Raw genomic sequence first — 25,574 nt, forward strand, 5'->3', positions numbered from 1 at the left:
AAATAAAATTTAAGAATTTATTATCAAAAAAATTATCATGATATTAAACTTTCTGGGCTGTCGGAAGACAGCTCTTTTTGACATACCGGAATCTGCTGCATAATGCAAGTAAAGGGTGATGACCGAAAGACGATCTCACCCATGGAAACTAATTGCATATCTTATGCCAGTTTTTGGCGTTTACAAAGTCTTTGATGCAGTTTCATTAAGCAGTATCATCTGCAGATCAAATCGCTGGCGTGTCGTTGCCCGGTAATCATTTCTTCATGGATCCAAGTCTTCGATCAGAAAAAATCACATTTGGAGGCTATATAACGAAAATATGGTGTACCATTAACGATAATTACAACCTATAAAAAGATAGCGTTCCTTATTATAGTATTGGTAGATGGTATCAAATGTTTTCTACTGAAAATGGGAGGGAATGAGAAAAATATGAGTAAAAAAACTTTTTGAAAGGTGTTACCGGAATTACGTTACCAGCTTCAGAATCAAAACAGCTCTTTTTATATCGGTTCTTATCGTATACATCATAGCCAGATTGCTTTAAATCAGGAACGCCAAAACTAAGGCGTGTGTTATAAAACACTGCTTGATGCAATAAGTAAGCGGGATATTTACAGGAATTACCTAATGCTGGAGGGAAGCTTCTTCGTTAAGATATTTTTTTGCTAGAGGAATGAGGCTTCCCCCTGCTAAATTTCCCGCAGAAATAACCAGGATATACAGAAATGCTTTTGCATTCCAGGCATTTCCCATGGTAAAATAAAACATATCTGCTATGCTGTGTTCATAACCGGAAAGGATAAATACCATGATCGGCATGATCAAAGATAAATATTTTCCAATACCGTCTTTGACGGTTTGATAGCCAATGACAGCGATGCACATCATAATACCGCACATAACAGCCATGATAAAAGTACTGAACAGAGTATCCGACAGTTTCATATTCACAAGTTCACTTGTATGATCCACTAGCCTTACCAGTTTGGTATGTCTGAATATAATCCCTGCCCCCACCGTTCCGGCAAAATTCCCTATGTATACAATAAGTATTGTTTTTAAATAAGAGGGTTTTTCGTTAACAATATAACATACCTTTCCTGTATACAGATTAAATCCAAAGGTATATATGGTAAATAATCCGATCGAAAATAAAAAAAGACCCGGCTATATGATTCTCAAGCGTTAAATAAATCACTCCGCCTATACTGATGGCAATTCCGGCTATAATCGCGTTAATAAATGTTTTCATTGGTAAATTACTCCCTTTTCTTTTTTTAACTTTTGCCTTGGCTGCAAAAAGGCTTTTTGCACGGCCACGTCATATTATAGCATAAGAAAAGGGGTTTACAAGATCAATTTCCTTATTGACACAATTTATCAGCCACCAATGCCCCTGGATTAACGGATAAGGGGGAAAGACATAAAAGAAGGCCAGTGCCTTCCGGCACTGACCAGTATGTTCCGGCCTTTCAATAAATGGCCGCGAGTCAAGTGGATATTTGCAATGACCAATGGGTCAGCCCCTTCGCGATCCTGCTTGATTCGGTTAAATCTTTCTATACATTAAAACGGAACAGGACCACATCGCCATCCTTCACCACGTATTCCTTGCCTTCCAGGCGAACCAAGCCTTTTTCCTTAGCTGCATTGTAGCTTTTGCAATCCAGAAGATCCTGGTAATTTACAACCTCTGCGCGGATAAAGCCCCGCTCAAAATCGGAATGGATCTTACCGGCAGCCTGTGGTGCCTTGGTACCTTCCTTAATGGTCCATGCTCTTGTTTCTGTAGGACCGGCAGTTAAGTAGCTGATGAGCCCCAGTAAATGATAGCTGGCTGCGATCAGTTTTTCCAGACCGGATTCTGTAAGCCCCAGATCTTCTAAGAACATCTTTTTTTTCATCTTCTTCCAGTTCTGCGATTTCCTGTTCGATCTGCGCACAGATCACAAAAACTTCACTGTTGTTTTCTTCTGCGAATTTACGTACCTTTCCCACATAATCATTGGAAGCTCCGTCATCAGCCAAATCGTCCTCGCAGACATTGGCAGCGAAGATCACAGGTTTAAAGGTGAGAAGATTAAGGGTGGAAATAAATTCTCTTTCATCCTCATCCTCAATTTCCATACTTCTTGCCAGATTTCCATCCTCTAAGTGGGCTTTGATCCTCTTTAAAATTCCCAGCTCCTTTGCAAGAGACTTATCATTCATGGCGCCCTTGGTGGACTTGGAGATACGGCGGTCTAAGATTTCCAAATCGGAAAAGATCAGTTCCAAATCTATTGTTTCAATATCACGCAGCGGATCCACGCTTCCATCCACATGGATTACATTGGGATCCTCAAAGCAGCGGACAACGTGTACGATGGAATCCACTTCACGGATGTTGGAAAGAAACTGGTTGCCCAGGCCTTCCCCCTTGGAAGCTCCTTTTACAAGTCCTGCAATATCGACAAATTCGATTACGGCAGGGGTGATTTTTGCGGAATCATAAAGGGCGGCCAGCTGGCCTAAGCGTGCATCCGGAACGGGAACAACTCCTACATTGGGATCAATGGTACAAAAAGGATAGTTCGCAGATTCCGCACCAGCCTTTGTAAGAGAATTGAACAGGGTACTTTTCCCTACGTTTGGCAATCCGACAATACCTAATTTCATAGCAATTACCTTCCTAATATTGTTTATATTCATGGTTGATTTTTATCTGCAACTAATATAGAATAGCATATTATCCGCAAAAATAAAAGAGAAAAACGCAAGAATCAAAGCTTTGTCGAATTATAGTCGAATATGTCGGGCGAATATGTTTGATTTTTGTGTTTTCACGGGGTAAAATAAAGAAAACATCGAAAGGAGAAGACGAATGGCAAATACGGCAGATATTAGTTTTGTTCATTTGGGTATTACAATCGACCATTTGCAAAACAGTATCTCAATATTTGGATTCCGCATTGCATTTTACGGGATTATCATAGGGGTTGGAATATTGGCAGGTCTCTGGGTTGCAACAAGGGATGCAAAACGCAGGGAGCAGGACCCGGATATTTATCTGGATTTTGTTCTGTATGCAATCATAATTTCTATTATGGGAGCCCGAATCTATTACGTAATATTTGATTGGGACAATTATAAAGATGATCTGCTTCAAATTTTAAATCTCAGGGCAGGAGGACTGGCCATCTATGGAGGTGTCATAGGGGCAGCCATAACTCTAATTGTTTATACCAGGGTGAAGAAACTTTCCTTCTTTTCCTTGGCCGACACTGGATGCCTAGGATTGATAACCGGGCAAATTATAGGAAGATGGGGAAACTTCTTTAATTGCGAGGCGTTTGGCGGATATACCGACAGCTGTTTGCTATGAGAATCAGAAGAGCGCTAGTTAACGAGAATATGATATCAAGGGAGCTTTTGAACCATTTGATCGTAAGAGACGGAGTGGAGTATATACAGGTGCATCCTACCTTCCTTTATGAGTCAGTCTGGAATCTCTGCGTACTGGCATTTATGCTTTGGTACAGAAAACGTAAGAGATTTGATGGGGAGATGCTTTTTATTTACCTGCTTGGCTATGGTTTGGGACGAGTGTGGATTGAAGGACTTCGCACGGACCAGCTAATATTCTTTAGTACTGGCATTCCGGTGTCTCAGGCACTGTCATTAATTTTGGTAGTGATATCTACTCTTGTGCTCTTCTGCAAACACAGACAGATACGAAAAAAGAGCAAAGGAGAAGTAATGAAATGATGATGTCAAAAGAAGAGTTAATACGAGATATTGAAGAAGCAAGGGAAAGATTAAATAAAAGCATTGAGCATGATGATGAAGATATTATTTATCACAGAAGTGTAGAACTGGATAAATTGATTGAACAATATATTGCCCGCAGGCTACTGATACCGTAAGCCTGTGATGCATTTTATGCAAGTTTAAGATAAACACGGAAGGAGATGGAGCTCTTTCCGTGTTTTTTTGTCCTTTTTTGCCGATATTATCATAATTAAAACACTATTATATGGCTATAAAAGAAGTGTGAGACACGATTGCGGCAAAAGCAATTTGACACAATTCACATAGGGATGTAATATTTATCTAGGAATTGTCGAAAACTGTTACAAAGATGGTAACATGTGTCCGGAGGTGGGAAAATGAAGCATTTGTCGTTCCGAATGAAATTGACTCTGGTGTTTATTATAGCAGCCATGATCGAAGGGGCTATTATAGGGAGTCTCTCCTTTTCCCATAGCAGGGCCATTGTCGTTAAAAATAAAAAGCAGGAAATGTCGGATACCATTAACCGCATTGATATCAATATCAATGTAAAGGTCCGTTATATCATGGAAATCCTTGACAATGCGGTTGCCAGCCAGCTTGTCCGTGATGCATGCACCCCCGGCTGGGATGATGGGGATAAAGTGGTCAGCCGTACCTATCTTGATGATTACTGCAGAAGCCTCATCAAATCGGTTGGGGAACAGATGGATATTTCCATCATCAATGCCTCCCAGGTGATGTATACAACGGTCAATACCAACGGGTTCGGCTCTGAGGATATTTCGGAAGAAATATTTAAAAGCTATGATGATGCCGTGGGCGGCAGGAATAATAAGGCTGTCTGGACAGGCATCATGCCAAAGCTTTTTTCTGATCCAGGGGAAGATCGTCAGGCAGTTACTGTGGTCAGGGCCATTCGGGACAGTGATGAAGAAAAGAATCTGGGGATCATGGTGATTGAGCTGGATCCGGACATGTTCAGCAATCTGCTTTTAGGAAATCAGGGGTTGTTTCAGTACCAGTACTTATTTATCTTAGACCAGAAGGGACAGGTGATCTGCAGCAATCCCAAGATAAACAACGGGTGGCAGGAAGAAATTAATGACCGGTTCGAGCGGGGGATCCGGCGCTCCACGCTGGTGTGGAACGGTAAGGAATATTATGTCTGCGGGCAATATAATGGGATCACGGGATGGAGATCCTATTCCGCCATACCCATTGAAGGGCTGTTTCCCCAGGCAGGGGATTTATACAAAGCCATTTGGCTGGTGGGAGTGGTAAGCACCCTTGGAATTGCGGGGGTCATTGTTCTTCTGGTTTATACCATGGCAAGGCCGATCAAGCGTCTTTCGATGGCAATGGGACAGGTGCAGAAAGGGGATTTTACTGTCCGGGTTCCGGGTAAGAGAAAGGATGAAATCGGTGAACTGACAGAATCCTTCAATTACATGCTGGAAGAGATCAACACCCTGATCAGGCAGGTCTATCAGGAGAAAATCGCCCAGAAGAATGCGGAGGTGCAGGCGCTCCAGGCACAGATCAATCCTCATTTTCTCTACAACACCCTGGATTCCATCAACTGGATGCTCATTGACCGGGGGGAATATGATATTAGCGATATCATCCTTTCCCTTGCAGGTCTTATGCGCTACAGCATAGAAGATGAAAATGCTTTTGTGCCCCTTGAAAAGGAAATCGGATATGTGCTGTGTTATTTAAAAATCCAAAAGAACCGTCTGGAAGAGCGGCTGGAATATTCTGTGGAAGCAGAGGAAAGCCTGGCGGCTGAGCAGGTTCCAAAGCTTATCCTGCAGCCCATTGTGGAAAATGCCATCACCCATGGAATTGAGCCGAGGAAAGGGAATGGGAATATCCGCATTATCATAAAAGACTTTGGAGATGAAATGCTTATTTCGGTTGAAGACAATGGAATCGGCATGACCCCTGAACAGCTTAACCACCTGACAGATAAAGTGCCTGTTATAGAAAAGGAAGGGCATACCGGAATCGGGGTCAGGAACGTGGACCGGCGTATCCGGCTCCATTACGGAGAATCCTATGGGATTTCCATAAAAAGCACCTATGGAAAAGGAACCATTGTAAGCCTTCGCATCCCAAAAGGCCATGTAACTCTGACGGAAGCCGGAGGAAAGAAAGGAGAAAGCGATGGACATGAAGCTGATCATCGTGGATGACGAACCTAAAATCAGAAAAGGGCTTTTTAAGCTGCTGGATGCCCAGGAAGGCTTTCAGGTAACAGGGGTATTTGAAGACGTCCGGACGGCTCTCAAGGCCCTGTATGAATTGGAAGCCGACGTGATTATTACGGATATAAAAATGCCGGAAGTATCAGGTCTTGAGCTGATCCGCCAGATACGGGAAAGAAATTTAAATATCCGCATCATCATTTTAAGCGGGTACAGCAATTTTTCCTATGCCCAGAAAGCCATTGAACTGGGAGTGACCAGGTATTTGTTAAAACCCACGGACCCGAGAGAGCTTCTTTCTGTGTTAAGAGAAGTAGAACGGGAGCTTTTTCCGGAAACTTCTGAAAAAGAAGGAGAGCAGGTCTGCCGGCAGGAGGGAGAAAATGAGGTTGGAAATTTATTGGTTTTAAAAGCCATCCAGTATATTGAGGTTCACTACGGAGGCAGAATTACGTTAAAAGATATGGCAGGGGAACTTCATCTGTCCCCCAATTACCTGTGTGAGCTTTTTAAGCGTCATACGGGAAAAAACCTCATGGAATACGTAACCGAATACCGGATGCAAAAGGCAAAGTCATACTTAAACCATGTGGAATATAAGGTGGCAGATGTGGCTGAAATGGTAGGCTACAAAGAGGCGAAATATTTTAGCAGTGCTTTTAAAAAAACATATGGGATCACACCGCTGGAGTACCGGAACAGGCGGCAGAACCATTTGATATAGTTTTAACCGAATCAAGCAGGGGTGGATTGTAAACATCCGCTTGATAAAAGACGGGAAAATGACTAAAAAGTCTCTCCTGTCTTTATTTTATTTGGTCATAATAACAAAAAACATAATATTTTGGTATAAATAGTAATCTGATAGAATTGCGATACCAGTCAGAAAATGATAATCTATTATCACAAACAATTCACAAACATCTGTGAATAATACAAGTAACGGATAAGTGTCAGACATTATCGCGGACGTATGCAAAAAAAGGAGGAACTTAGTATGAAGAAAAGATTTGGCGCATTGCTCATGGCAGCAGTAACGGCAGCAGCACTTGTACTCAGCGGCTGCAGTACTGGCGGTAAAACAGATGGTGCAGCGGAAACAAAGGCTCAGTCAGGAGGGAAAAGTGCGGCAGATTATAAAATTGTCCTCATCCTTCCAGGACCCATCAATGACCAGAGCTGGAATGCCACAAACTATGCCGGTTTAACAGCCTGTAATGAAAAGCTGGGCACTAAAATGGAATACGTAGAGAACGTTCAGGCATCTGATTATGAGTCAACCTTCCGTGAATATGCGGAACGAGGCTATGACCTCATTATGGCGGCTGGTTCCCAGTTTGATGAAGCAGTAGCAGCAGTAGCCCCCAATTATAAGAACACCACGTTCTGTGCGGTAAACGGCTCCAAATGTGACGGAGACAACGTTGCCCCGATTTTTCCCAAGGAATATGAAGCCAGCTATATTGCTTCCATTCTCGCAGGAAATGTAACAAAGAACGGAAACTTCGCAACCATCGGAGGCTTCCCCAATGAGCCGATGGAGCATTTAATGGATGTATATGAAAAGAATTCTGTTAAGATCGCAGAAAGCCGCGGCATTACCGGTGCAAAGGCTACAAGAGCCTATGCCAACAGCTGGAACGACGTAGCCCTTGGCAAACAGATGGCAGAGCAGATGATCGATAACGGAGCAGACACCATGTTTGTATACGCCAACGAAGTAGGCCTTGGAAGCATTGAAGCGGCTAAGGCAAAAGGCGCTAAATTTATTGGCTTTTCCAGTGACCAGACCACCATTGATCCCAATACCGTCGTAGCATCTGTAAATTTCGATTTTAAGAATTTCTATATCTGGCTCTGGGCCTTTATATGGATGGCAAGCTTTCCGGAAATATGGTTCATGAAGCAGGTATTAATGAAGATATTTTTGTACCGGTATATACCGATAATATTTCCCAGGAAGTAAAGGATGCGGTAGACCAGGGAATCAAGGATTTCAAGGATGGCAAGGTAGATTTACAGGCAATGTTTGAGAAGTAAGACATAACCGGAGCTGATGCAGGAGAAAAACAGGATTGTTTGAACTGCGTAGCCTCATCGTTTGCGCGGGCAATGAGCCGGACGAGTATGCTTGCATATTTATTTGGCGAATGCCGCATCAACTAAGAAAAACCCGCAAAGCGTGTTTTCTTAGTATGAAGAGGAGGAGCTTCGTGAATACACCATTTTTCGAATTAAAGAATGTATCAAAATATTTTGCCAGAGTCGTGGCAAACAAGGATATTTCTTTTTCTGTAAACAGGGGAGAGGTACTGGCGCTATTGGGAGAAAACGGGGCAGGAAAAAGCACGGTTATGAAGATCCTCTATGGCCTTTACCGGGCAGATGAGGGGCAGATCCTGATGGATGGAAAGGAACAGAGGATCACCTCCCCGAAAGATGCCATGGCTTTGGGAATTTCCATGATCCAGCAGCATTTTTCCCTGGTATCCGCCCATACGGTTACGGAAAATATTATTCTGGGCAATGTGAATGGAGTCATTGATTACGAAAAATGCAAAAAGGAAGTAGAAGAACTGTCGGCCCAGTACGGGTTTCAAATTCCTGTGGATGCAAAGGTGGAGGAGCTTGCAGTGGGAGTGCAGCAGAAGGTGGAAATCCTTAAGGCCCTCTATTTAAAGACAAGCCTGCTGATCATGGATGAGCCTACAGCAGTGCTGACGCCCCAGGAGGCTGAGACACTGATGGAGTTTGTAAAAGAGTATACGTCCAGGGGAAATTCTGTTATTTTTATCACCCACAAGATGAAAGAGGTCATGGAGGTGGCGGACAGGATCATTGTTATGCGGAATGGAAGGCTTACAGGAGACCTTTCTGCAAAGGAGACCAATGAGGTGGAGCTGACCAGGCTGATGATGGGAAAAGAAATGGTGCCTCCAAAGCGGGAGCAGACAGAAGAGCAGAAAGAAAAAAAAGGTCTGTCTGGAGTTGTCTTCCGTCACCGTGCAGCGTAAGGGAGAGCCACCTCTTTTAAGTGATCTGTCGTTTCAGATCATGGAAGGTGAGGTCTTCGGAGTGGCAGGAGTGAGCGGAAACGGACAGGAGGAGCTGTGCGAGGTGGTCTGCGGCGCCCTGCCTGTGACCTCGGGAAAAGTACTTTTAAATGGTACGGATATTACCCAGGCTTCTATAAGGGAACGCATTGACCTGGGAATCGGATACGTTCCGGTAGACCGTTACCGGGATGCATGGTGGGAGAGATGACCCTGGCTGAAAATATGATGCTAAAAACAAGCTTTGATAAGAAATGGATTTCACACGGCTTTTTAAATAAGAAGAAACTTCAAAATGACACACAAAAAGCCATCAGTGAATTTGATATCAAGGCGCCGGGACCTGATGCCCAGATCAAGGGGTTATCCGGAGGAAACCAGCAGAAGGTCATCCTTGCCAGGGAAGTAGGGAACGCAGGAAAAGTGCTGATCATGGACCAGCCCACCAGGGGACTGGATCTGGGAGCCATCAATAACATTCATAACAACATTCTGGCGGAGAGGAAGAATGGAAAGGGAATTCTTCTGGTATCCACGGAATTGTCGGAGATTTTCCAGCTTTGCGACAGGATTGCTGTTATTTACAAGGGCTCATTTATGGGAATCTATGACCATGACCAGCTTAATACAGAACGAATCGGTCTTTTAATGGCCGGCTACAAAGAGGAGAAGGAGGCGTAAAGCATGAATACAAAAATCAGGGACATGATTGTGACAAATGCTGCTGCCATCATTGCCGGCCTGCTCTTAAGCGGCCTCATGCTTTTGCTGCTGCATATCAACCCGGTCGAAGTATTTGTATATTCCATCCATACCATGTTTACGGACAAATATACCATGGGGGAAGTGTTTTTAAAGGCAACCCCCCTTATATTCACCGCACTTGCCTTTGCGTTTACGTTTAAGGCGAATCTGTTTAATATCGGCGCCAGGGACAGTTTTATATGGGCTCCATTGCAGCCATTGCCCTGTCTCTGCGGCTTGACGGAAAGGTACCAACAGCGTCCTTTTGATCCTTGTGTGCCTGACAGCGGCACTTTCAGGAGGGATTATGGGGGCTTTGATCGGATTTTTAAAGGCGCGCTATAAAGCCAATGAATTCCTGGTCAGCATGATGTCTACCTACGTTGCTCTGGCTGTCATGAATTATCTGCTGCGCACATTTTTAAAAGAATCCAAGGGGGAGTATCCACAGACAGACGCTTTAACAAGGGAGGCATGGCTTCCCGTTATCGTAAAAGGGACCAGGCTGCATATCGGATTTGTGCTGGCGGTTCTGGCTGCCATTGGTATCTGGATTCTGCTTTATAAAACACCCCTGGGATACAGGATCCGGGCAGTGGGAAGCAATGCTTCTGCAGCCAGGATGTCAGGAATTGCTTCAAACAAAATCTTTGTGACTGCATTTTTTATCAGCGGCGCTCTGGCAGGAGCTGCCGGATTTACGGAAGTAAACGGCGTTCAGCATATGTTGATCCAGGACTTTAACAGCGGGGTCGGCTCCGCCGGTCTGGGTATCGCAATACTTGCAAATGCCAATCCCATTGGAATTATTTTTGCCTCCATTCTGTTCGGCGCCCTGGGAGTCATGGGAAATTTAATGGGGCGTATGCCGGGAGTCAATGTTCCTGCAAGCATTGTTGATCTGATGCAGGGATTCGTCATGCTGTTTGTTATCATATCCTATTTCTTCCGGCATTATCTGGAAAACAGGAGAGAAAAGCGCAGACTGCAGAAAGGAGCGTGAAACAGGTTATGATCATAAGCTTATTAAAACGTGCACTGATGATGAGTACGCCCCTGTTGTTTGGTTCCATTGCGGAAGTCATAGCGGAGCGTTCAGGCATGATGGTTACCGCCATCGAAGGGATCTTCCTTATGGGAGCCTGGGGTGGATTTGTGGGAACCTATCTGACTGGCAGTGCATTCATCGGAATTCTTGCCGCTATCCTTTCAGGACTTGTTGCGGCAGCTGTATATGGCGTGGTTTGTATTTATCTAAAGCAGCACCAGGTTGTAACAGGTACGGCCATTAATGTGCTGGCAGCCGGAATTTGTACCTACTTACAGAGAGTATTGTTCGGCGTCCCCACCGCGCCCCTTAAAATCAGCCCATTGCCTGAGATCGCCATTCCCCTTCTCAGTAAAATCCCTGTTATGGGCCGGTGTTTTTCCAGCAGAATATATTGACTTATGTGGTATATCTGCTCATCCCGGCAGCTTACTTCCTTTTGTTTAAGACTTCCTTTGGCTTGACCATCCGTTCTACCGGGGAAAATCCGGAGGCAGTGGATGTGGCCGGCATCAATGTAAATGCGGTACGGTTCTTTACCGTCCTGCTGGCAGGAGTTATGGGAGGAATTGCAGGCGCATTTTACTCCGTAGGATATTTGGGAATGTTCACCACAAATATCATTGGCGGCCGCGGCTGGATCGCATTTGCCATATGCTTTTTGGGCAACTGGAATCCCAAAGGAGCGGTTGCAGGAACCGTGGTGTTCGGACTTACGGAGCCATCGCCATTTATATGCAGTCAATGGGGGGAGGAAGCTACTTCCCCAATGAATTATTCATTGCCATGCCCTATCTGCTGACCATTATACTGACTGTTTCAAGAAGGAACTTTAATGTACCGGCTAAGCTGGGAGTTGCATACAGCAAAGAAAATTAATAGTGAAAAACAGGCATCCCCTGATCAGTGTATTACCGCTCACTGCCTCAGAGGATGCTTTTTTTCCATTATATGGAAATCCTGAAAAAAACAGCCGTCCACAGTTACATGAAAGCCAAATCAAATTAAAAATTCTTCGAAATTGTTCTTGCTATTTCACTGTAAATGTACTAGAATTAAACCATAAGTGGAGGAAAGTGGTGTAAAGTGGTAGAAAATGGTGGGATAGTGGTCCAAAACCATACCGCTGTACAAGCAGGTGATTGGTATGTTCATGGGTGAATACAATCATACAGTCGATGCAAAGGGGCGTCTCATTGTCCCGTCGAAGTTCAGAGAGCAGCTTGGAGAAGAATTCGTTGTGACGAAGGGTCTGGATGGCTGTTTATTTGTGTATGATAATGAAGAATGGACTGCCCTTGAAAATAAATTGAAAAGCCTGCCGCTGACCAACACCAATGCCAGAAAGTTTTCCAGATTCTTTCTGGCCGGAGCCAGCTCCTGTGAAGTGGATAAGCAGGGAAGGATCCTGCTGCCGGCAGTATTAAGGGAACATGCGGGGATTGAAAAGGACGCGGTTCTTGTAGGAGTGGGAAGCCGGATCGAAATCTGGAGCAAGGATGCATGGATGGCAGCCAATACCTATGAAGATATGGAAGAAATCGCGGAAGCTATGGAAGGACTTGGTATATGATGTTTGAACACAAGTCAGTGCTGCTTTATGAGACCATTGACAGCCTGAATGTTAAACCAGACGGAATCTATGTAGATGGAACGCTGGGAGGAGGCGGACACGCTTTGGAAGTGTGTAAGCGCCTTGGAACTTACGGAAGATTAATCGGAATTGATCAGGATGAGGCTGCGATTCATGCAGCTACAGAACGGCTGAAGGCTTATGAAGATAAGGTGACGGTCGTAAGAAGCAATTACGAAAATATACAGACAGTATTAAAGGATTTAGGAATCGAAAGAGTGGACGGAATTTACCTGGACCTGGGGGTATCCTCTTACCAGCTTGACATGCCGGAAAGAGGATTTACCTACAGGGAAGATGACGCGCCTTTGGACATGCGTATGGATCAGAGGAACGAACAGACGGCAGCCGATATCATCAATACCTACAGTGAATTTGACTTATACCGGATCATAAGAGATTACGGAGAAGATAAGTTTGCCAAGAATATTGCAAAGCACATTGTAAGGGAAAGGCAGATAAAGCCTATTGGGACAACAGGGGAGCTTACGGAGATCATTAAAGGAGCGATCCCTGCAAAGGTGAGGGCTGTGGGGGACATCCTTCCAAACGGACATTTCAGGCTATACGGATCGAACTGAATAAGGAACTGGAAGTTTTAATGAAGTCCCTTGATACCATGATCGATCTGTTAAATCCGGGAGGACGGCTGTCCATTATCACCTTTCATTCCCTGGAAGACAGGATCGTGAAAACAAGATTTAAGACCAATGAGAATCCATGCACTTGTCCCTCGGATTTTCCGGTCTGCGTCTGCGGAAAAAAGAGCAAGGGTAAAGTGATTACAAGAAAACCCATTGTACCATCGGAAGAAGAGATTGAAAAAAATAAACGTTCAAAGAGTTCAAAACTTCGGGTATTTGAACGAATTTAAAAAGGGAGGAAGAGAGAGTGGCTGCAAGAAAGAATGTGCGTTCCTATGGGAGCTCCACTTACGTACAGGGTAATACTGTCCGTAAAGCCATGCCGGCACCAGTGCCGGTCCGTACACCAGAAGAAAAACGTCGTCCATCAGTAAACCATCAAGTCAGAAGAAACCGTGAAAAAGCCTTGCAGATGGATCTGCCTTATGTGATCATGCTGACCATTGCCGCAGTCTGCACCCTCTGCCTGTGTGTGAATTATCTGCATTTGCAGTCCTCTATTACCGCCAGTATTCATGGCGTTGAGCTTTTAGAAGCAGAACTGGAACATTTGAAAACTGAAAATGATGCATTGGAAATGAACATCAATACTTCCGTCGATTTGGATCATGTGTATAAAGTGGCTACTGAGGAACTTGGTATGGTCTATGCGAATAAGGACCAGATCCTTCACTATGATAAGACGGAAAGTGAGTATGTAAGACAGAATGAGGATATCCCGAAGCACTAAAAAAAACAGGAGTAAAAAGAGTAAGGTGTTTCCCCGTTATATGCAGGAAAAGCTGGCGATTACTGTTCTGGTAATTACGCTGGCTTTGTTTGCATTAGTTATGACGCTTTATAATCTGATGACAAACAAAAAGGAAGATTACAACCAGATTGTGCTGTCCCAGCAAGAATATGACAGCCGCACCATTCCTTTTAAGCGCGGAGACATCATGGATCGTAATGGAACCTATCTGGCTACCAGTGAAAAGGTGTATAACTTGATCCTGGATCCCAAGCAGATCATGTCGGATCAGGATTCCTATCTGGAACCGACCGTAACGGCCCTGGCGGAATGCTTTGGCTATGACCGGACGGAAATCATGAATCTGATACAGGAAAAGAAAGATAAGCAGTATGTGCGCTATGCAAAGCAGCTGGCTTATGACGATAAACAAAAAATATGAAAAGTACAAGGCAGAGCAATCGGATGCACTGAAAAAAAAGCGGGAAGTCCATTAAGGGAATCTGGTTTGAGGATGAGTATAAAAGGGTGTATCCCTATAATTCCATGGGCTGCAACGTTATTGGCTTTGCCAACGGTGACGGCATGGACGGGACAGGAGGGATCGAGCAGTTTTATAATACGACCCTTATGGGAATCAACGGAAGGGAATACGGATACTTAAATGACGACTCCAATTTAGAAAGAGTCATAAAGCCGGCTTCTAACGGCAATACCGTGGTTTCCACCATAGATGTCAACATACAGAAAATCGTTGAAAAATATATTAATGAGTGGGAACAGACTACTGGAAGCAAACGGGTAGGCGTAATCGTTATGGATCCCAATAACGGTGAGGTCCTGGCCATGGCAAATGACAAGGCATTTGATTTAAACAATCCAAGAACCTTAAGGTCTGAGTACACCGATGATGTGCTGCGCCAGCTTGGGATCAAGGAAGCCATGGACGATTACAAGAGAAAGAATAAGAATGCCCAGCCTCTAACGGAAGCAAACGTTTCAGAGCACTATACAAACGAAGAGATCATGTCCCTGGGTACCCAGGTGGCATGGAACCAGACCTGGCGTAATTTTTGCATAAGCGATGGCTTTGAGCCGGGGTCAACAGAAAAGATCTTTACCATATCTGCCGCCATGGAAGAAGGGGCCATTACCGGAAATGAAACCTATGAGTGCAATAAGTTCCTTGAGGTGGGAGGACATAAGATCAACTGCGTCAGCAGGTATGGACATGGCCTTATCACGGTTGAGGAAGGCCTGATGAAATCCTGCAACGTGGTCATGATGCGGATTGCCCAGCAGATGGGAAAAGAAAAGTTTTATAAGTATCAGCAGATTTTCGGCTTCGGTTCCAAAACCGGGATCGATCTGCCTGGTGAAGCAGATAACAAGACTCTTGTCTACACCCAGGATACGGCTGGACCTACGGATCTTGCAACCAACTCCTTTGGACAAAACTTCAGCACCACCATGATCCAGATGGCTGCCGCCTATTGCTCTGTAATCAACGGAGGCTCCTATTATGAGCCTCATGTAGTGAAGCAGATCCTTAACGAGCAGGGTTCTGTCATTAAAAAAGGCAGAGCCGGTCCTTGTCAGGGAAACGGTATCGGAATCAACCACCAAATTCATCAATGAAGCCTTGTTTAAGACTGTTAATGCACAGGGCGGAACAGGTGGGGCAGCAAAGGTGGCGGGATATAAAGTTGCCGGTAAAACCGGTACTGCGGAGAAGATCCCCCGTGATAAGACCAATTACGTGGTATCCTTCTGCGGCTATGCTCCAGCGGACAATCCTCAGGTTTTAGTTTACGTTGTGGTTGATGAGCCTCATGTGGAGGATCAGCTCACAGTACCTATGCCAGCCAGATTTTCCAGAAGATTATGAATGAGATTCTTCCTTATATAAATGTGTTTCCGGATGCCGATGCAGGGGACTCACCATCGCCGGAGGAGGCGGCAAAGCTTCCTGAGCAGGAAGGCATAACAAGTGAAACAGAAAGCTCTTCCCAGGGAGAAGCCGGTTCAGAAGAAACAGGCACAGAGGAAACCACAGGGCAGGCCCCTACCATGGAGGATGGAAAGCCGATTCCCGATGAGTATTTGAACCCTTCTGAAGAGTACGTCAACAGGGAAGAAGGGGATGAGGGCTCCAATCTGCCGGCCGCACTTCCCACCGAAGAAACCACGGCCCAATAAGGAACTTTTTTTTAAAGAACTCATAAAAAGTCCTGAAATTCATATACTGTAGAAATAATGGTGATGGAGCAGTGCATGAGTTCAAATAAGACACATCACAGAGAAAAAAATAGCCATCCTGTTTTTCCTGTTATTTCTTGCCATGACAGGACTTATGGGGCGGCTTATTTTTCTAATGATCTTTCGTTCTGAACATTACAGTGCCATGGCATTGGACCTTCATGAACGGGAAAGGACCATAAAAGCTGCCAGGGGAAATATCGTTGATGCCAATGGAACCGTCATTGCCACCAACCGGACGGTTTGCACCATATCGGTCATACATAACCAGATCAGAAAAGCGGATGAGGTTGTGGCAGTCCTTTCCAAGGAGCTGGGTATTCCGGAGGAGGAAGTTCGGAAAAAGGTAGAAAAGTACAGTTCAAGGGAAATTATTAAGACCAATGTAGACAAGGCTATGGGAGATTTGATCCGGTCCTACCATCTGGAAGGTGTAAAGGTGGATGAGGATTACAAGCGTTATTATCCCTATGACACCCTTGCTTCCACGGTTCTTGGTTTTACGGGCGGAGATAATCAGGGAATCATTGGCCTGGAGGTAAAATACGAACAATATTTAAAGGGCCTTAACGGAAAAATCCTGACCATGTCCGACGCAGCCGGGATTGAAATTGAAAATGCGGCAGAAGACAGGATTGAGCCAGTGGCAGGGCAGGATTTATATATCAGCCTGGATGTCAATATCCAGCGGTATTGCGAGCAGGCCGCTTATCAGGTTCTAGAGAAAAAAAGGCGCAAAAAGAGTGTCGATTATTGTTATGAATCCTCAAAATGGGGAGATTATGGCAATGGTCAATGCGCCTGAATTTAATTTAAATGATCCGTTTACACTAAGTGCAGACGCGGAGTCCCGGCATCTGACAAAGAAAAGCAGGATATGCTAAACAAGATGTGGAGAAATCCCTGTATTAACGACACCTATGAACCAGGCTCCACCTTTAAAATTGTTACCGCGGCCGCAGGGCTGGAATCCGGAGTGGTGAAGCTTGAAGATCATTTTTCATGTCCGGGCTTCCGGGTCGTAGAGGACCGTAAAATCAGGTGTCACAAAGTGGGAGGCCATGGCTCGGAAACCTTTCTCCAGGGCATGATGAATTCCTGCAACCCTGTTTTGATTGACGTAGGACAGCGTCTTGGCGTGGATAATTATTATAAATATTTTGAACAGTTTGGCTTAAAGGGAAAAACCGGGATCGACCTTCCAGGTGAAGCGTCCACTATCATGCATAAAAAAGATGATATGGGGCTTGTGGAGCTGGCAACCGTTTCTTTTGGCCAGTCCTTTCAGATCACTCCCATGCAGCTGATCACAACCGCTTCTGCCATAATAAACGGCGGAAACCGTGTCACACCCCATTTTGGAGTGAAGTCAGTAAGCACCGATGGAGCTTCGGTCCATAACTTTACCTATCCGGTAAAAGAAGGGATCCTGTCTGCGGAAACCAGCGAAACCATGCGCTACATCCTGGAACAGGTCGTGGCAGAGGGAAGCGGAAAAAAAGGCCCAGGTCGACGGCTATCGGGTGGGAGGAAAAACAGCGACCTCCGAAAAACTTCCAAGAAGCCTGAAAAAGTACATTTCATCCTTTATAGGCTTTGCGCCAGCGGATAATCCTCAGGTGATTGCCCTCATTACCATAGATGAACCTCAGGGGATTTATTACGGCGGAACCATCGCAGCACCGGTGATTGCGACATTTTTAAGAATATTCTTCCATACCTGGGAATAGAGCCAACCGAGGAAAAAAACTGCTTCTGCGTTTCGAATCTATGGTTGATTATTCAGGCAAAAAGACGTATACTACTTACTGTGTACTTTTGAAATACAAATACATAAAATATTGAGGTGTGACATGATTAACGAAACGATTCTGGCAATCATCATAGCATTTGCCATCAGCGCCATGCTGTGTCCCATTGTAATACCATTTCTTCACAGGTTAAAATTTGGTCAGGAGGTCCGCAAAGAAGGGCCTGAAAGCCATTTGAAAAAGCAGGGTACTCCCACTATGGGAGGGCTTATCATATTGACCAGCATTATCATTACGTCGCTGTTCTATGTGAGGGAATATCCGAAGATCATTCCTGTGCTTTTTGTGACAGTTGGATTTGGTATTGTTGGGTTCCTTGATGATTACATTAAGATCGTGATGAAGCGGTCAGAGGGGCTTACGCCTGTTCAAAAGATGGCAGGGCAGTTAATCATTACAGGCATCTTTGCCTATTATCTGCTTCATTCAAAGGACGTGGGAACGGGAATGCTGATTCCCTTTACCGGAGGTTTTGAAAAAGGGCTGTATCTGAAATTGGGAATACTCTTTGTACCGGCGGTATTCTTTCTGGTAATAGGGACTGATAATGGTGTGAATTTTACCGATGGCTTGATGGACTTTGCACCAGCGTGACCATTCTGGTGGCGACCTTCCTGACTGTGGTTTCTATCGGGGAAAATACCGGTATCAGTCCTATTACCGGTGCGGTTGTGGGAAGTCTTTTGGGATTTCTGCTGTTTAACGTTTATCCTGCCAAAGTATTCATGGGGGACACCGGTTCCCTTGGGCTTGGTGGATTCGTTGCTTCCAGCGCCTTTATGATGCAGATACCGATCTTCCTTGCCATTATTGGTTTTATTTATATGATGGAAGTATTATCCGTCATCATTCAGGTGACTTACTTTAAGAGAACAGGCGGAAAGAGGTTTTTTTAAGATGGCCCCCATCCACCACCACTTTGAGCTTAGCGGCTGGTCGGAAACACGGGTAGTAGCTGTGTTTGCAATCGTGACTGCAGTTCTTTGCATGCTTGCATACCTTGGATTATAGGAGAGAAACCATATGAATCAGAAAATATTAGTTGCCGGCAGCGGAAAAAGCGGCATCGCCGCTTCCAGGCTGATTCTTAAAACAGGCGATGAAGTAATTCTTTATGACAGCAATGCTGCCCTTAAAAAGGATGAGCTGCTCCATCAGTTTGATGAAGGAAGGATTTCAGTTTTATTGGGGGAACTTAAAAAGGAGGACCTTTCAGGCATAAGCTTATGCATCATAAGCCCTGGCATTTCCTTAGATGCCCCCTTTGTGGCTGTCCTTAAGGAAGCGGATATCCCGATCTGGAGTGAGATTCAGCTGGCTTACCACCATGCCAGAGGAAAGCTGGCAGCAATCACGGGAACCAATGGTAAGACAACCACTACAGCCCTTACAGGGGAAATCATGAAGGCATTCTATGAACATGTATTTGTGGTAGGCAACATTGGAGTTCCATATACAGAGGAAGCACGAAAGACAGCGGATAATTCGGTAACGGTTGCAGAGGTCAGCAGCTTTCAGCTGGAGACGATCACAGACTTCCGGCCGGATGTGAGCGCGATTCTTAACATAACGCCGGACCACTTAGACCGTCATAAAACCATGGAATGTTACATAAAAGTAAAAGAAAGCATTACATCAAATCAGAGTCCCCGGGATTTTTGTATATTAAATTATGACGATCCTGTTTTGCGTGAGTTTGGAAAAACAATCAAACCCAAGGTAATCTATTTCAGCAGCCGCCAGATATTAGAAGAGGGCTACTGCATGGATGGGGACAGGATTATCCGAAACCATGAGGGCGAGAGGACAGAGATCGCAAACATTCATGAAATACAGCTCCTGGGCCGCCATAACCATGAGAACATCATGGCTGCAGCCGCCATATCTGCTGAAATGGGAGTACCCATGGAGATCATCAGCCAGGCAATCCGGGAATTCAAGGCAGTGGAGCATCGCATTGAATTTGTTGCGGAAAAGGCCGGAGTGAAATATTATAATGATTCCAAGGGAACCAATCCCGATGCGGCGATCCAGGCAATAAAAGCCATGCCAGGGCCTACGCTGCTCATTGCAGGGGGCTACGATAAGAGCTCCCAGTATGATGAGTGGATCGAGTCCTTTGACGGCAAGGTGAAGTATATGGTGCTTCTGGGGCAGACCAGGGAAAAGATCGCCGAGTGTGCGGCCAGACATGGTTTTACCAATGTGATGTATGCGGAGGATATGCAGGAGGCGGTAAAGGTCTGCGCTTCTTACGCCAACAGAGGTGATCATGTACTCCTGTCACCGGCCTGTGCCAGCTGGGGGATGTTTAAGTGCTATGAAGAGCGCGGCGAAATCTTTAAGGAGTGTGTCCGAGGCTTGTAAAAGCAATGAGCCATGCAGAAACATACGTGAAATTTATCCGTGGGAGCTTGCTCACAAAGCAAAAATTATATGTATGATTCTATAGGGCGAATGCCCGTCATGAATGATTTGGCAGCGCTTTTCCCTCAAATTATGAGTGGCATGGCGGATGATATGAATGAAATAGCAGTTGGCGAGGAGGAATGATATGGCAGAAAAAAAGGCCAGTGAGGAAAAAAAATAAACCGCGCCGTTTTTATGATTACAGTCTTTTGTTTACTGTAATATTTCTGTCTGTTTTTGGTTTGGTCATGATTTACAGCGCCAGCTCTTACGCAGCCCAGCTTAAATTCGATGACGCCGCTTTTTTCATGATGAGGCAGGCCAAGATAGCCCTGGCAGGCTTTGTTATCATGATTGTGATATCCAAACTGGATTACCATTGGTACGCCAGGTTCGCTGTATTTGCTTACGCTCTTTCTTATGTTCTTATGATTGCCGTATCCCTGTTTGGGCGTAAGGTAAACGGGAAGAGAAGATGGCTGGGAGTGGGAAGTCTTTCTTTCCAGCCTACGGAATTTGTAAAAATTGCTCTTATTGTCATGCTGGCGGTTTTAATCGTCCAGATGGGAAGGAATATTAACACGAGAAACGGCGTAATTCTGGTGATTGTGACGACTCTTCCCATAGCGGGAATTGTAGCGGCAAATAACCTAAGTTCCGGAATCATTATCGTGGGAATCGCTTTTGTCATGCTGTTTGTGGCATGCAAAAAGAAATGGCCGTTTTTTGCCTGCGGTTTTGCATGCATAGGCCTGCTTGTTTTTGCCGGGCCAATGGCTACTGTGCTGGAAAAGCTTAATATCCTTCATGATTACCAGCTGGGCCGTATCCTGGTATGGCTGGAGCCGGAGGCTTATCCCTCCACCGGAGGCTATCAGGTGCTTCAGGGACTTTATGCCATAGGCTCCGGCGGCCTGGTGGGCAGGGGCCTGGGAGAGAGCATACAAAAGATGGGGTTTGTGCCGGAGGCACAGAACGACATGATTTTTTCCATTATCTGTGAAGAGCTTGGCCTTTTTGGAGCGGTTTCCGTGATCCTGATATTCCTCTTCATGATTTACCGTTTCATGCTCATTGCGGATAATGCGCCGGATCTGTTTGGAGCTTTGCTGGTTGTAGGCGTCATGGGACATATTGCCATACAGGTTATCTTAAATATTGCGGTTGTAACCAATACCATACCAAATACCGGTATTACCCTTCCGTTTATCAGCTATGGAGGTACCTCCGTTCTTTTCCTGATGATGGAGATGGCATAGTCTTAAGTGTTTCTAACCAGATAAAGCTGGAAAAATAATGGGATGTGAAAACATTCTCTCACTTTTAACATAGGATAGTATATAAGAAGCCATGGGAGGTACCGGATTGTCAGTCATACAGGTCCAGGGGTTACGATCCTTAAAAGGTGAGATAAAAATTCAGGGTTCCAAAAATGCTGTTCTGCCCATGATGGCAGCAGCGGTTCTCCATAAAGGTACAACAGTGATTCATAACGTCCCCAGGATACAGGATGTGTTCTGTATGCTGGGGATACTTGAGCATATTGGTTGTATATGCAGCTTTGACGGCCATTCTTTGACAATTGACGCGAGGGATTTGACACAAGCGGAAATACCGGAGGAGTATATAAAAAGCATGCGTTCCTCTATCATGCTCTCTGGTCCGTTGCTTGGAAGAACCGGCAATGCGGTCACCAGCTTTCCTGGCGGGTGTTCCATAGGAGAGCGCCCCATTGACTTACACTTGTCTGCCTTTCGAAAACTTGGTGCAAGCATCGAGGAGGAGGGCGATAAGCTCCTGGCGTCCGCAAATCGGTTGATGGGCGCCGATATTTATTTTCCCTTCCCAAGCGTGGGAGCTACGGAAAATGCTCTGATGGCGGCTGTGTACGCCCATGGGGTGACCGTCATCCATGGGGCGGCAAAGGAGCCGGAGATCATCACTCTGTGTGAATTTTTAAACAACATGGGGGCTAAAATACATGGAACCGGTACTTCCAGGCTGGCAGTCACAGGCGTAAGAGAGCTTTGTGATTCGGAATTTACTGTGGCAGGAGACCGGATTGTTGCAGGAACTTATTTAATGGCGGTCATGGCAGCGGAGGGAAATATTGTAATACAGGGGATCCAGCCCGGTCATTTGACATCTGCCTTCTCTCTTGCCGAAAAAATGGGCGGGTCGCTGAAACGGTATGATAACATGGTTGAGGTATCCATGATCGGCCGTCCCGACTGCGTGGATGTTATGACAGAACCTTATCCGGGATTTCCTACGGACCTCCAATCCCAGTTAATGGCAGTCATGGCATCGTCAAAAGGTGCCGGCAGGATAAAAGAAACTATCTTTGAGGGCCGGTTTGGGACTGCAAAGGAGTTGCATAGCTTGGCGCTGATATTATAATAGAAGGAAAGCGGGCCGACATACATGGGCTTTATCCTCTGAAGGGAAACCGGGTTACGGCTACGGACTTGCGGGGAGGCGCGGCCCTGGTGGTTGCGGGGCTTGCATGTGAGGGTTTGACTGAGATTCATGAGTGCCATCATATTGAACGGGGATATGAAGACATTTGCCGTGACTTGAGCAGTCTAGGCGCAGCGATCAGAGGGATGGAATGAAAGATTTAAAAAAAAGCAGAAGAAAAATTAAATTTGGAATCGCAGCCGCCGTGATTTTTCTTGGAATTGTCATTTTTTTGTCGCTGCAGATCAGGGATATTACGGTGTCCGGTAATAAAAAATACACATCGGAACAAATCGTTAATATTTTATTCAAGGACGGATGGGACCGGAATGCGGTTTTTTTGTCTCTACAAGGATCGTTTTAAGAAGCATGAACAGATTCCCTTTGTGGAAGATTATAAAATCGTATTCCAGAGTCCGGTGAAAGTTGAGGTGATCGTCTATGAGAAATCCGTGGTAGGGTATGTTTCCTATATGGGCAGCTATATGTATTTTGACAAGGACGGAATTATTGTGGAGAGCTCCAGCGGAAAGCTTGACGGAGTTCCGTGGATTACGGGTCTGCGGTTCGGGCATATAGCCCTGCACCAGCCCTGCCGGTGGAAAAGGAAAAGATTTTTAGTGAAATACTGAACCTGACCGACGTTTTGTCAACAAAAGAAATTATTGTTGACGAGATCCGGTATGATTCCCGGGGAGATGCCACTCTCGTAATGGGAGATATCCGGGTTTTCCTTGGAAGTAATAACCAGATGAATGAAAAAATCTCTGAATTGAAGGACCAGCTTCCTGTTTTGGGAGGTTTATCTGGAACCCTTTATCTGGATACTTATGATGAGGCGGAAACAGTCACATCCTATCGATTTGTGAAAGATTAATGAATTTACATAATTTGCTTGGAATTTTGTTTAAAAAGTGGTTGATATTTTCGGCGAAATCAAATATTATATTAATTAGGTTTATAGAGTAAGCTGTTTATGGTTAAAGGAGGATATAATCTTGTTAGAGATTAAGATAAATGAGGCGGATAATGCCGCAAGAATTCTGGTAATCGGTGTAGGCGGTGCCGGAAATAATGCGGTTAACCGCATGATTGATGAGAATATAGCTGGTGTGGAATTTCTGGGAATCAACACAGACAAGCAGGCCCTGCAGTTTTGTAAGGCTCCTACAGCCATGCAGATCGGAGAGAAGCTGACAAAAGGTCTTGGTGCAGGTGCCAAGCCAGAGATCGGTGAAAAAGCGGCAGAAGAGAATGCGGACGAGCTTGCTCAGACCATGAAGGGTGCGGATATGGTATTCGTTACCTGCGGAATGGGAGGCGGTACCGGTACCGGAGCTGCTCCTGTTGTAGCTAAGATCGCAAAAGATATGGGAATTCTCACTGTGGGTGTTGTAACAAAGCCTTTCCGCTTTGAAGCAAGAACCCGTATGAGCAATGCCGTTGCAGGCATTGAGCGTTTAAAAGAAAGCGTAGATACATTAATCGTAATCCCGAATGACCGTCTTCTGGAAATCGTGGACAGACGTACTACCATGCCGGATGCCTTAAAGAAGGCAGATGAAGTCCTTCAGCAGGCCGTACAGGGAATCACAGATCTGATTAATGTTCCTGGACTTATTAATCTGGACTTTGCCGATGTTCAGACAGTTATGACGGATAAGGGCATCGCCCATATCGGTATCGGCAAGGCAAAGGGTGATGAGAAGGCTTTGGAGGCTGTGAAGCAGGCGGTTTCCAGTCCATTGCTTGAGACTACCATTGAGGGTGCTACTCACGTCATCATTAACATTTCCGGTGATATCAGCCTGGTTGAGGCCAATGAAGCGGCCAGCTACGTTCAGGAGATGGCAGGAGATGAAGCCAATATCATCTTTGGTGCAATGTATGATGAGAATGCTCATGATGAAGCCAGCATTACCGTGATCGCCACCGGTCTGGACATGCAGTCTGAGACTCCGGTATCCAAGGTTATGACGAATTTTTCCAATCCTAACTTTAAACAGCCCAAAGCAGCACCTCAGACCCAGGCCGTGAATCAGGAGGCAGCCGCAACTGCAGCAACTCCTGGATATAACCAGAATTATAATCCTAATTACGGGAATGCAAACTATTCCAATCCAGCTTACAACAATCAGAATTATCCAAATAATAACAGCGGCTATAATAACCAGAACTACGGAGCAGGAAACTATACGAAGCCAAATTATGCGGGACAGAATAATGGTCAGGGGGCTTCCCAGGGAGGCGGACAGCCTTATCGTCCAACTGTGAATAAGGAAGTTCAGATCAATATTCCGGATTTTTTTAAGAAATAAAAGATAAAACTTATCAGATTACATAATCAGGCAGGTTCCGATGAACCTGCCTATTTTTGAAACACTATACGGTATACCTTTACACCCGGTAAAGCGGGGTGGGCCCTGCCCAGAGAGCATGGGCAGGAAAGAGGAAAGGAGTGGCAGAATGTCAGAGAAAGAACTGGATTGGGAGATATCGGAGGATTATTATAACAGCGGGGAAAATGAAAGAAACTTGTCTTTGGAAGACTTTATTACAGAATCAGACAGTCAGGCATCCGGCCTCAAGCCTTCCGGTCAATCCGATGAATTGTTAAAAAAAGACAATCGCAGATGTTCATCAGGTGCTGGCACTTGCGCAGGAAGGAAAAAAAACATTACTGAAATTGCTTTCATTACCGGCCTTCAGGAGAAATATGTTTATGATATACAGGTTTGTGCCCAGGGATTCAGAGAGGATGATGAGATTGCAGTGGCTCATCTGGTACTGGGATAA

General features: G+C 45.1%; 24 protein-coding genes and 7 pseudogenes. 29 read left to right on the forward strand and 2 right to left on the reverse strand.

Going from position 1 to position 25,574, the window contains the following annotated elements; genetic code table 11:
* Positions 1-630: 630 nt before the first annotated feature.
* Entirely contained in the window at positions 631-1,152 is a 522-nt protein-coding gene (locus JCM10519_RS08360) for a formate/nitrite transporter family protein (protein WP_347843690.1), read from the reverse strand.
* Between the two features lie 413 nt (positions 1,153-1,565).
* A pseudogene (gene ychF / locus JCM10519_RS08365) lies at positions 1,566-2,664 on the reverse strand (redox-regulated ATPase YchF).
* A 205-nt stretch (positions 2,665-2,869) separates the two neighbouring features.
* Here ychF and lgt point away from each other — a divergent pair.
* The 29 genes and pseudogenes from lgt to JCM10519_RS08460 all read left to right on the forward strand — a co-directional run bounded on the left by lgt (position 2,870) and on the right by JCM10519_RS08460 (position 25,574).
* A pseudogene (gene lgt / locus JCM10519_RS08370) lies at positions 2,870-3,753 on the forward strand (prolipoprotein diacylglyceryl transferase).
* On the forward strand, positions 3,750-3,911 hold the full coding sequence (locus JCM10519_RS27875; protein WP_347843567.1) for a Spo0E family sporulation regulatory protein-aspartic acid phosphatase: 162 nt from the start codon (positions 3,750-3,752) through the stop codon (positions 3,909-3,911). Before lgt ends, JCM10519_RS27875 begins: the two are co-directional and overlap by 4 nt.
* A gap of 243 nt (positions 3,912-4,154) precedes the next feature.
* Positions 4,155-5,975 carry a histidine kinase gene (locus JCM10519_RS08375; RefSeq protein WP_054738583.1) on the forward strand — a complete coding sequence of 607 codons (1,821 nt, stop codon included), beginning with the start codon at positions 4,155-4,157 and terminating at the stop codon, positions 5,973-5,975.
* Positions 5,947-6,711: a response regulator gene (locus tag JCM10519_RS08380; protein WP_347843568.1), complete on the forward strand. Its 765-nt coding sequence runs from the start codon at positions 5,947-5,949 to the stop codon at positions 6,709-6,711. Before JCM10519_RS08375 ends, JCM10519_RS08380 begins: the two co-directional genes overlap by 29 nt.
* A gap of 273 nt (positions 6,712-6,984) precedes the next feature.
* Positions 6,985-7,953 (forward strand): BMP family protein, encoded by a 969-nt coding sequence (locus tag JCM10519_RS08385; protein WP_347843569.1) that lies wholly within the window; start codon positions 6,985-6,987, stop codon positions 7,951-7,953.
* Positions 7,954-8,200: 247 nt separating this feature from the next.
* Entirely contained in the window at positions 8,201-9,001 is an 801-nt protein-coding gene (locus JCM10519_RS27880) for an ATP-binding cassette domain-containing protein (RefSeq protein ID WP_347843570.1), read from the forward strand.
* On the forward strand, positions 8,991-9,251 hold the full coding sequence (locus tag JCM10519_RS27885) for an ATP-binding cassette domain-containing protein (protein WP_347843571.1): 261 nt from the start codon (positions 8,991-8,993) through the stop codon (positions 9,249-9,251). The genes JCM10519_RS27880 and JCM10519_RS27885 overlap by 11 nt, the downstream gene beginning before the upstream one ends.
* Positions 9,236-9,721 (forward strand): ATP-binding cassette domain-containing protein, encoded by a 486-nt coding sequence (locus tag JCM10519_RS27890; protein WP_347843572.1) that lies wholly within the window; start codon positions 9,236-9,238, stop codon positions 9,719-9,721. The genes JCM10519_RS27885 and JCM10519_RS27890 overlap by 16 nt, the downstream gene beginning before the upstream one ends.
* Before the next feature lie 3 nt (positions 9,722-9,724).
* Positions 9,725-10,129 carry a hypothetical protein gene (locus JCM10519_RS27895; protein ID WP_347843573.1) on the forward strand — a complete coding sequence of 135 codons (405 nt, stop codon included), beginning with the start codon at positions 9,725-9,727 and terminating at the stop codon, positions 10,127-10,129.
* A complete protein-coding gene (locus JCM10519_RS08395; RefSeq protein WP_347843574.1) occupies positions 10,092-10,787 on the forward strand; it encodes an ABC transporter permease in 696 nt (231 codons plus the stop codon). Before JCM10519_RS27895 ends, JCM10519_RS08395 begins: the two co-directional genes overlap by 38 nt.
* Entirely contained in the window at positions 10,784-11,230 is a 447-nt protein-coding gene (locus JCM10519_RS27900) for a hypothetical protein (RefSeq protein ID WP_347843575.1), read from the forward strand. Before JCM10519_RS08395 ends, JCM10519_RS27900 begins: the two co-directional genes overlap by 4 nt.
* A 5-nt stretch (positions 11,231-11,235) precedes the next feature.
* Positions 11,236-11,634, forward strand: a complete 399-nt coding sequence (locus JCM10519_RS27905; RefSeq protein ID WP_347843691.1) for a hypothetical protein — start codon at positions 11,236-11,238, stop codon at positions 11,632-11,634.
* Positions 11,635-11,979: 345 nt separating this feature from the next.
* Positions 11,980-12,405, forward strand: coding sequence for a division/cell wall cluster transcriptional repressor MraZ (mraZ, locus tag JCM10519_RS08405; protein ID WP_054738585.1), 426 nt, complete (start codon positions 11,980-11,982; stop codon positions 12,403-12,405).
* Positions 12,402-13,339 (forward strand): annotated as a pseudogene (rsmH, locus tag JCM10519_RS08410) (16S rRNA (cytosine(1402)-N(4))-methyltransferase RsmH). Before mraZ ends, rsmH begins: the two are co-directional and overlap by 4 nt.
* Positions 13,340-13,356: 17 nt before the next feature.
* A complete protein-coding gene (locus JCM10519_RS08415) occupies positions 13,357-13,839 on the forward strand; it encodes a hypothetical protein (RefSeq protein ID WP_054738587.1) in 483 nt (160 codons plus the stop codon).
* A 25-nt stretch (positions 13,840-13,864) separates the two neighbouring features.
* A complete protein-coding gene (locus JCM10519_RS27910; RefSeq protein ID WP_347843576.1) occupies positions 13,865-14,281 on the forward strand; it encodes a hypothetical protein in 417 nt (138 codons plus the stop codon).
* 86 nt (positions 14,282-14,367) lie between these two features.
* Entirely contained in the window at positions 14,368-15,477 is a 1,110-nt protein-coding gene (locus tag JCM10519_RS27915; RefSeq protein ID WP_347843577.1) for a penicillin-binding transpeptidase domain-containing protein, read from the forward strand.
* On the forward strand, positions 15,404-15,727 hold the full coding sequence (locus JCM10519_RS27920) for a penicillin-binding transpeptidase domain-containing protein (protein ID WP_347843692.1): 324 nt from the start codon (positions 15,404-15,406) through the stop codon (positions 15,725-15,727). Before JCM10519_RS27915 ends, JCM10519_RS27920 begins: the two co-directional genes overlap by 74 nt.
* Positions 15,724-16,038: a hypothetical protein gene (locus JCM10519_RS27925; protein WP_347843578.1), complete on the forward strand. Its 315-nt coding sequence runs from the start codon at positions 15,724-15,726 to the stop codon at positions 16,036-16,038. The genes JCM10519_RS27920 and JCM10519_RS27925 overlap by 4 nt, the downstream gene beginning before the upstream one ends.
* Positions 16,039-16,113: 75 nt before the next feature.
* A pseudogene (locus tag JCM10519_RS08425) lies at positions 16,114-17,876 on the forward strand (penicillin-binding transpeptidase domain-containing protein).
* A 75-nt stretch (positions 17,877-17,951) separates the two neighbouring features.
* A pseudogene (mraY, locus tag JCM10519_RS08430) lies at positions 17,952-18,920 on the forward strand (phospho-N-acetylmuramoyl-pentapeptide-transferase).
* A gap of 12 nt (positions 18,921-18,932) precedes the next feature.
* The gene (murD, locus tag JCM10519_RS08435) at positions 18,933-20,276 is read left to right on the forward strand and encodes a UDP-N-acetylmuramoyl-L-alanine--D-glutamate ligase (protein ID WP_054738589.1); all 1,344 of its coding nucleotides are present in this window, start codon (positions 18,933-18,935) and stop codon (positions 20,274-20,276) included.
* Between the two features lie 182 nt (positions 20,277-20,458).
* Positions 20,459-21,615 (forward strand): annotated as a pseudogene (locus tag JCM10519_RS08440) (FtsW/RodA/SpoVE family cell cycle protein).
* A 53-nt stretch (positions 21,616-21,668) separates the two neighbouring features.
* A pseudogene (gene murA, locus JCM10519_RS08445) lies at positions 21,669-22,933 on the forward strand (UDP-N-acetylglucosamine 1-carboxyvinyltransferase).
* Positions 22,930-23,142, forward strand: a complete 213-nt coding sequence (locus JCM10519_RS27930; protein ID WP_347843579.1) for a sporulation protein YqfD — start codon at positions 22,930-22,932, stop codon at positions 23,140-23,142. Before murA ends, JCM10519_RS27930 begins: the two are co-directional and overlap by 4 nt.
* Complete coding sequence (locus tag JCM10519_RS27935) at positions 23,108-23,410, forward strand: hypothetical protein (RefSeq protein WP_347843580.1); 303 nt, start codon at positions 23,108-23,110, stop codon at positions 23,408-23,410. The genes JCM10519_RS27930 and JCM10519_RS27935 overlap by 35 nt, the downstream gene beginning before the upstream one ends.
* Positions 23,377-23,655 carry a hypothetical protein gene (locus JCM10519_RS27940; RefSeq protein WP_347843581.1) on the forward strand — a complete coding sequence of 93 codons (279 nt, stop codon included), beginning with the start codon at positions 23,377-23,379 and terminating at the stop codon, positions 23,653-23,655. Before JCM10519_RS27935 ends, JCM10519_RS27940 begins: the two co-directional genes overlap by 34 nt.
* A 121-nt stretch (positions 23,656-23,776) precedes the next feature.
* Entirely contained in the window at positions 23,777-25,096 is a 1,320-nt protein-coding gene (gene ftsZ / locus JCM10519_RS08455) for a cell division protein FtsZ (RefSeq protein WP_054738590.1), read from the forward strand.
* Between the two features lie 148 nt (positions 25,097-25,244).
* The gene (locus tag JCM10519_RS08460; RefSeq protein ID WP_347843582.1) at positions 25,245-25,574 is read left to right on the forward strand and encodes a hypothetical protein; all 330 of its coding nucleotides are present in this window, start codon (positions 25,245-25,247) and stop codon (positions 25,572-25,574) included.

This window comes from Clostridium sp. NkU-1, assembly GCA_001312405.1.

Bases quoted from the DNA above. Each gene is read 5' to 3' on its own strand.
- JCM10519_RS27875 (WP_347843567.1), top strand. From the start codon at position 3,750: ATGATGATGTCAAAAGAAGAGTTAATACGAGATATTGAAGAAGCAAGG.
- JCM10519_RS08375 (WP_054738583.1), top strand. From the start codon at position 4,155: ATGAAGCATTTGTCGTTCCGAATGAAATTGACTCTGGTGTTTATTATA.
- JCM10519_RS08380 (WP_347843568.1), top strand. From the start codon at position 5,947: ATGGACATGAAGCTGATCATCGTGGATGACGAACCTAAAATCAGAAAA.
- JCM10519_RS08385 (WP_347843569.1), top strand. From the start codon at position 6,985: ATGAAGAAAAGATTTGGCGCATTGCTCATGGCAGCAGTAACGGCAGCA.
- JCM10519_RS27890 (WP_347843572.1), top strand. From the start codon at position 9,236: ATGGTGGGAGAGATGACCCTGGCTGAAAATATGATGCTAAAAACAAGC.
- JCM10519_RS27895 (WP_347843573.1), top strand. From the start codon at position 9,725: ATGAATACAAAAATCAGGGACATGATTGTGACAAATGCTGCTGCCATC.
- JCM10519_RS08395 (WP_347843574.1), top strand. From the start codon at position 10,092: ATGGGGGCTTTGATCGGATTTTTAAAGGCGCGCTATAAAGCCAATGAA.
- mraZ (WP_054738585.1), top strand. From the start codon at position 11,980: ATGTTCATGGGTGAATACAATCATACAGTCGATGCAAAGGGGCGTCTC.
- JCM10519_RS27925 (WP_347843578.1), top strand. From the start codon at position 15,724: ATGAATGAGATTCTTCCTTATATAAATGTGTTTCCGGATGCCGATGCA.
- murD (WP_054738589.1), top strand. From the start codon at position 18,933: ATGAATCAGAAAATATTAGTTGCCGGCAGCGGAAAAAGCGGCATCGCC.
- JCM10519_RS27930 (WP_347843579.1), top strand. From the start codon at position 22,930: ATGAAAGATTTAAAAAAAAGCAGAAGAAAAATTAAATTTGGAATCGCA.
- JCM10519_RS27935 (WP_347843580.1), top strand. From the start codon at position 23,108: ATGCGGTTTTTTTGTCTCTACAAGGATCGTTTTAAGAAGCATGAACAG.
- JCM10519_RS08460 (WP_347843582.1), top strand. From the start codon at position 25,245: ATGTCAGAGAAAGAACTGGATTGGGAGATATCGGAGGATTATTATAAC.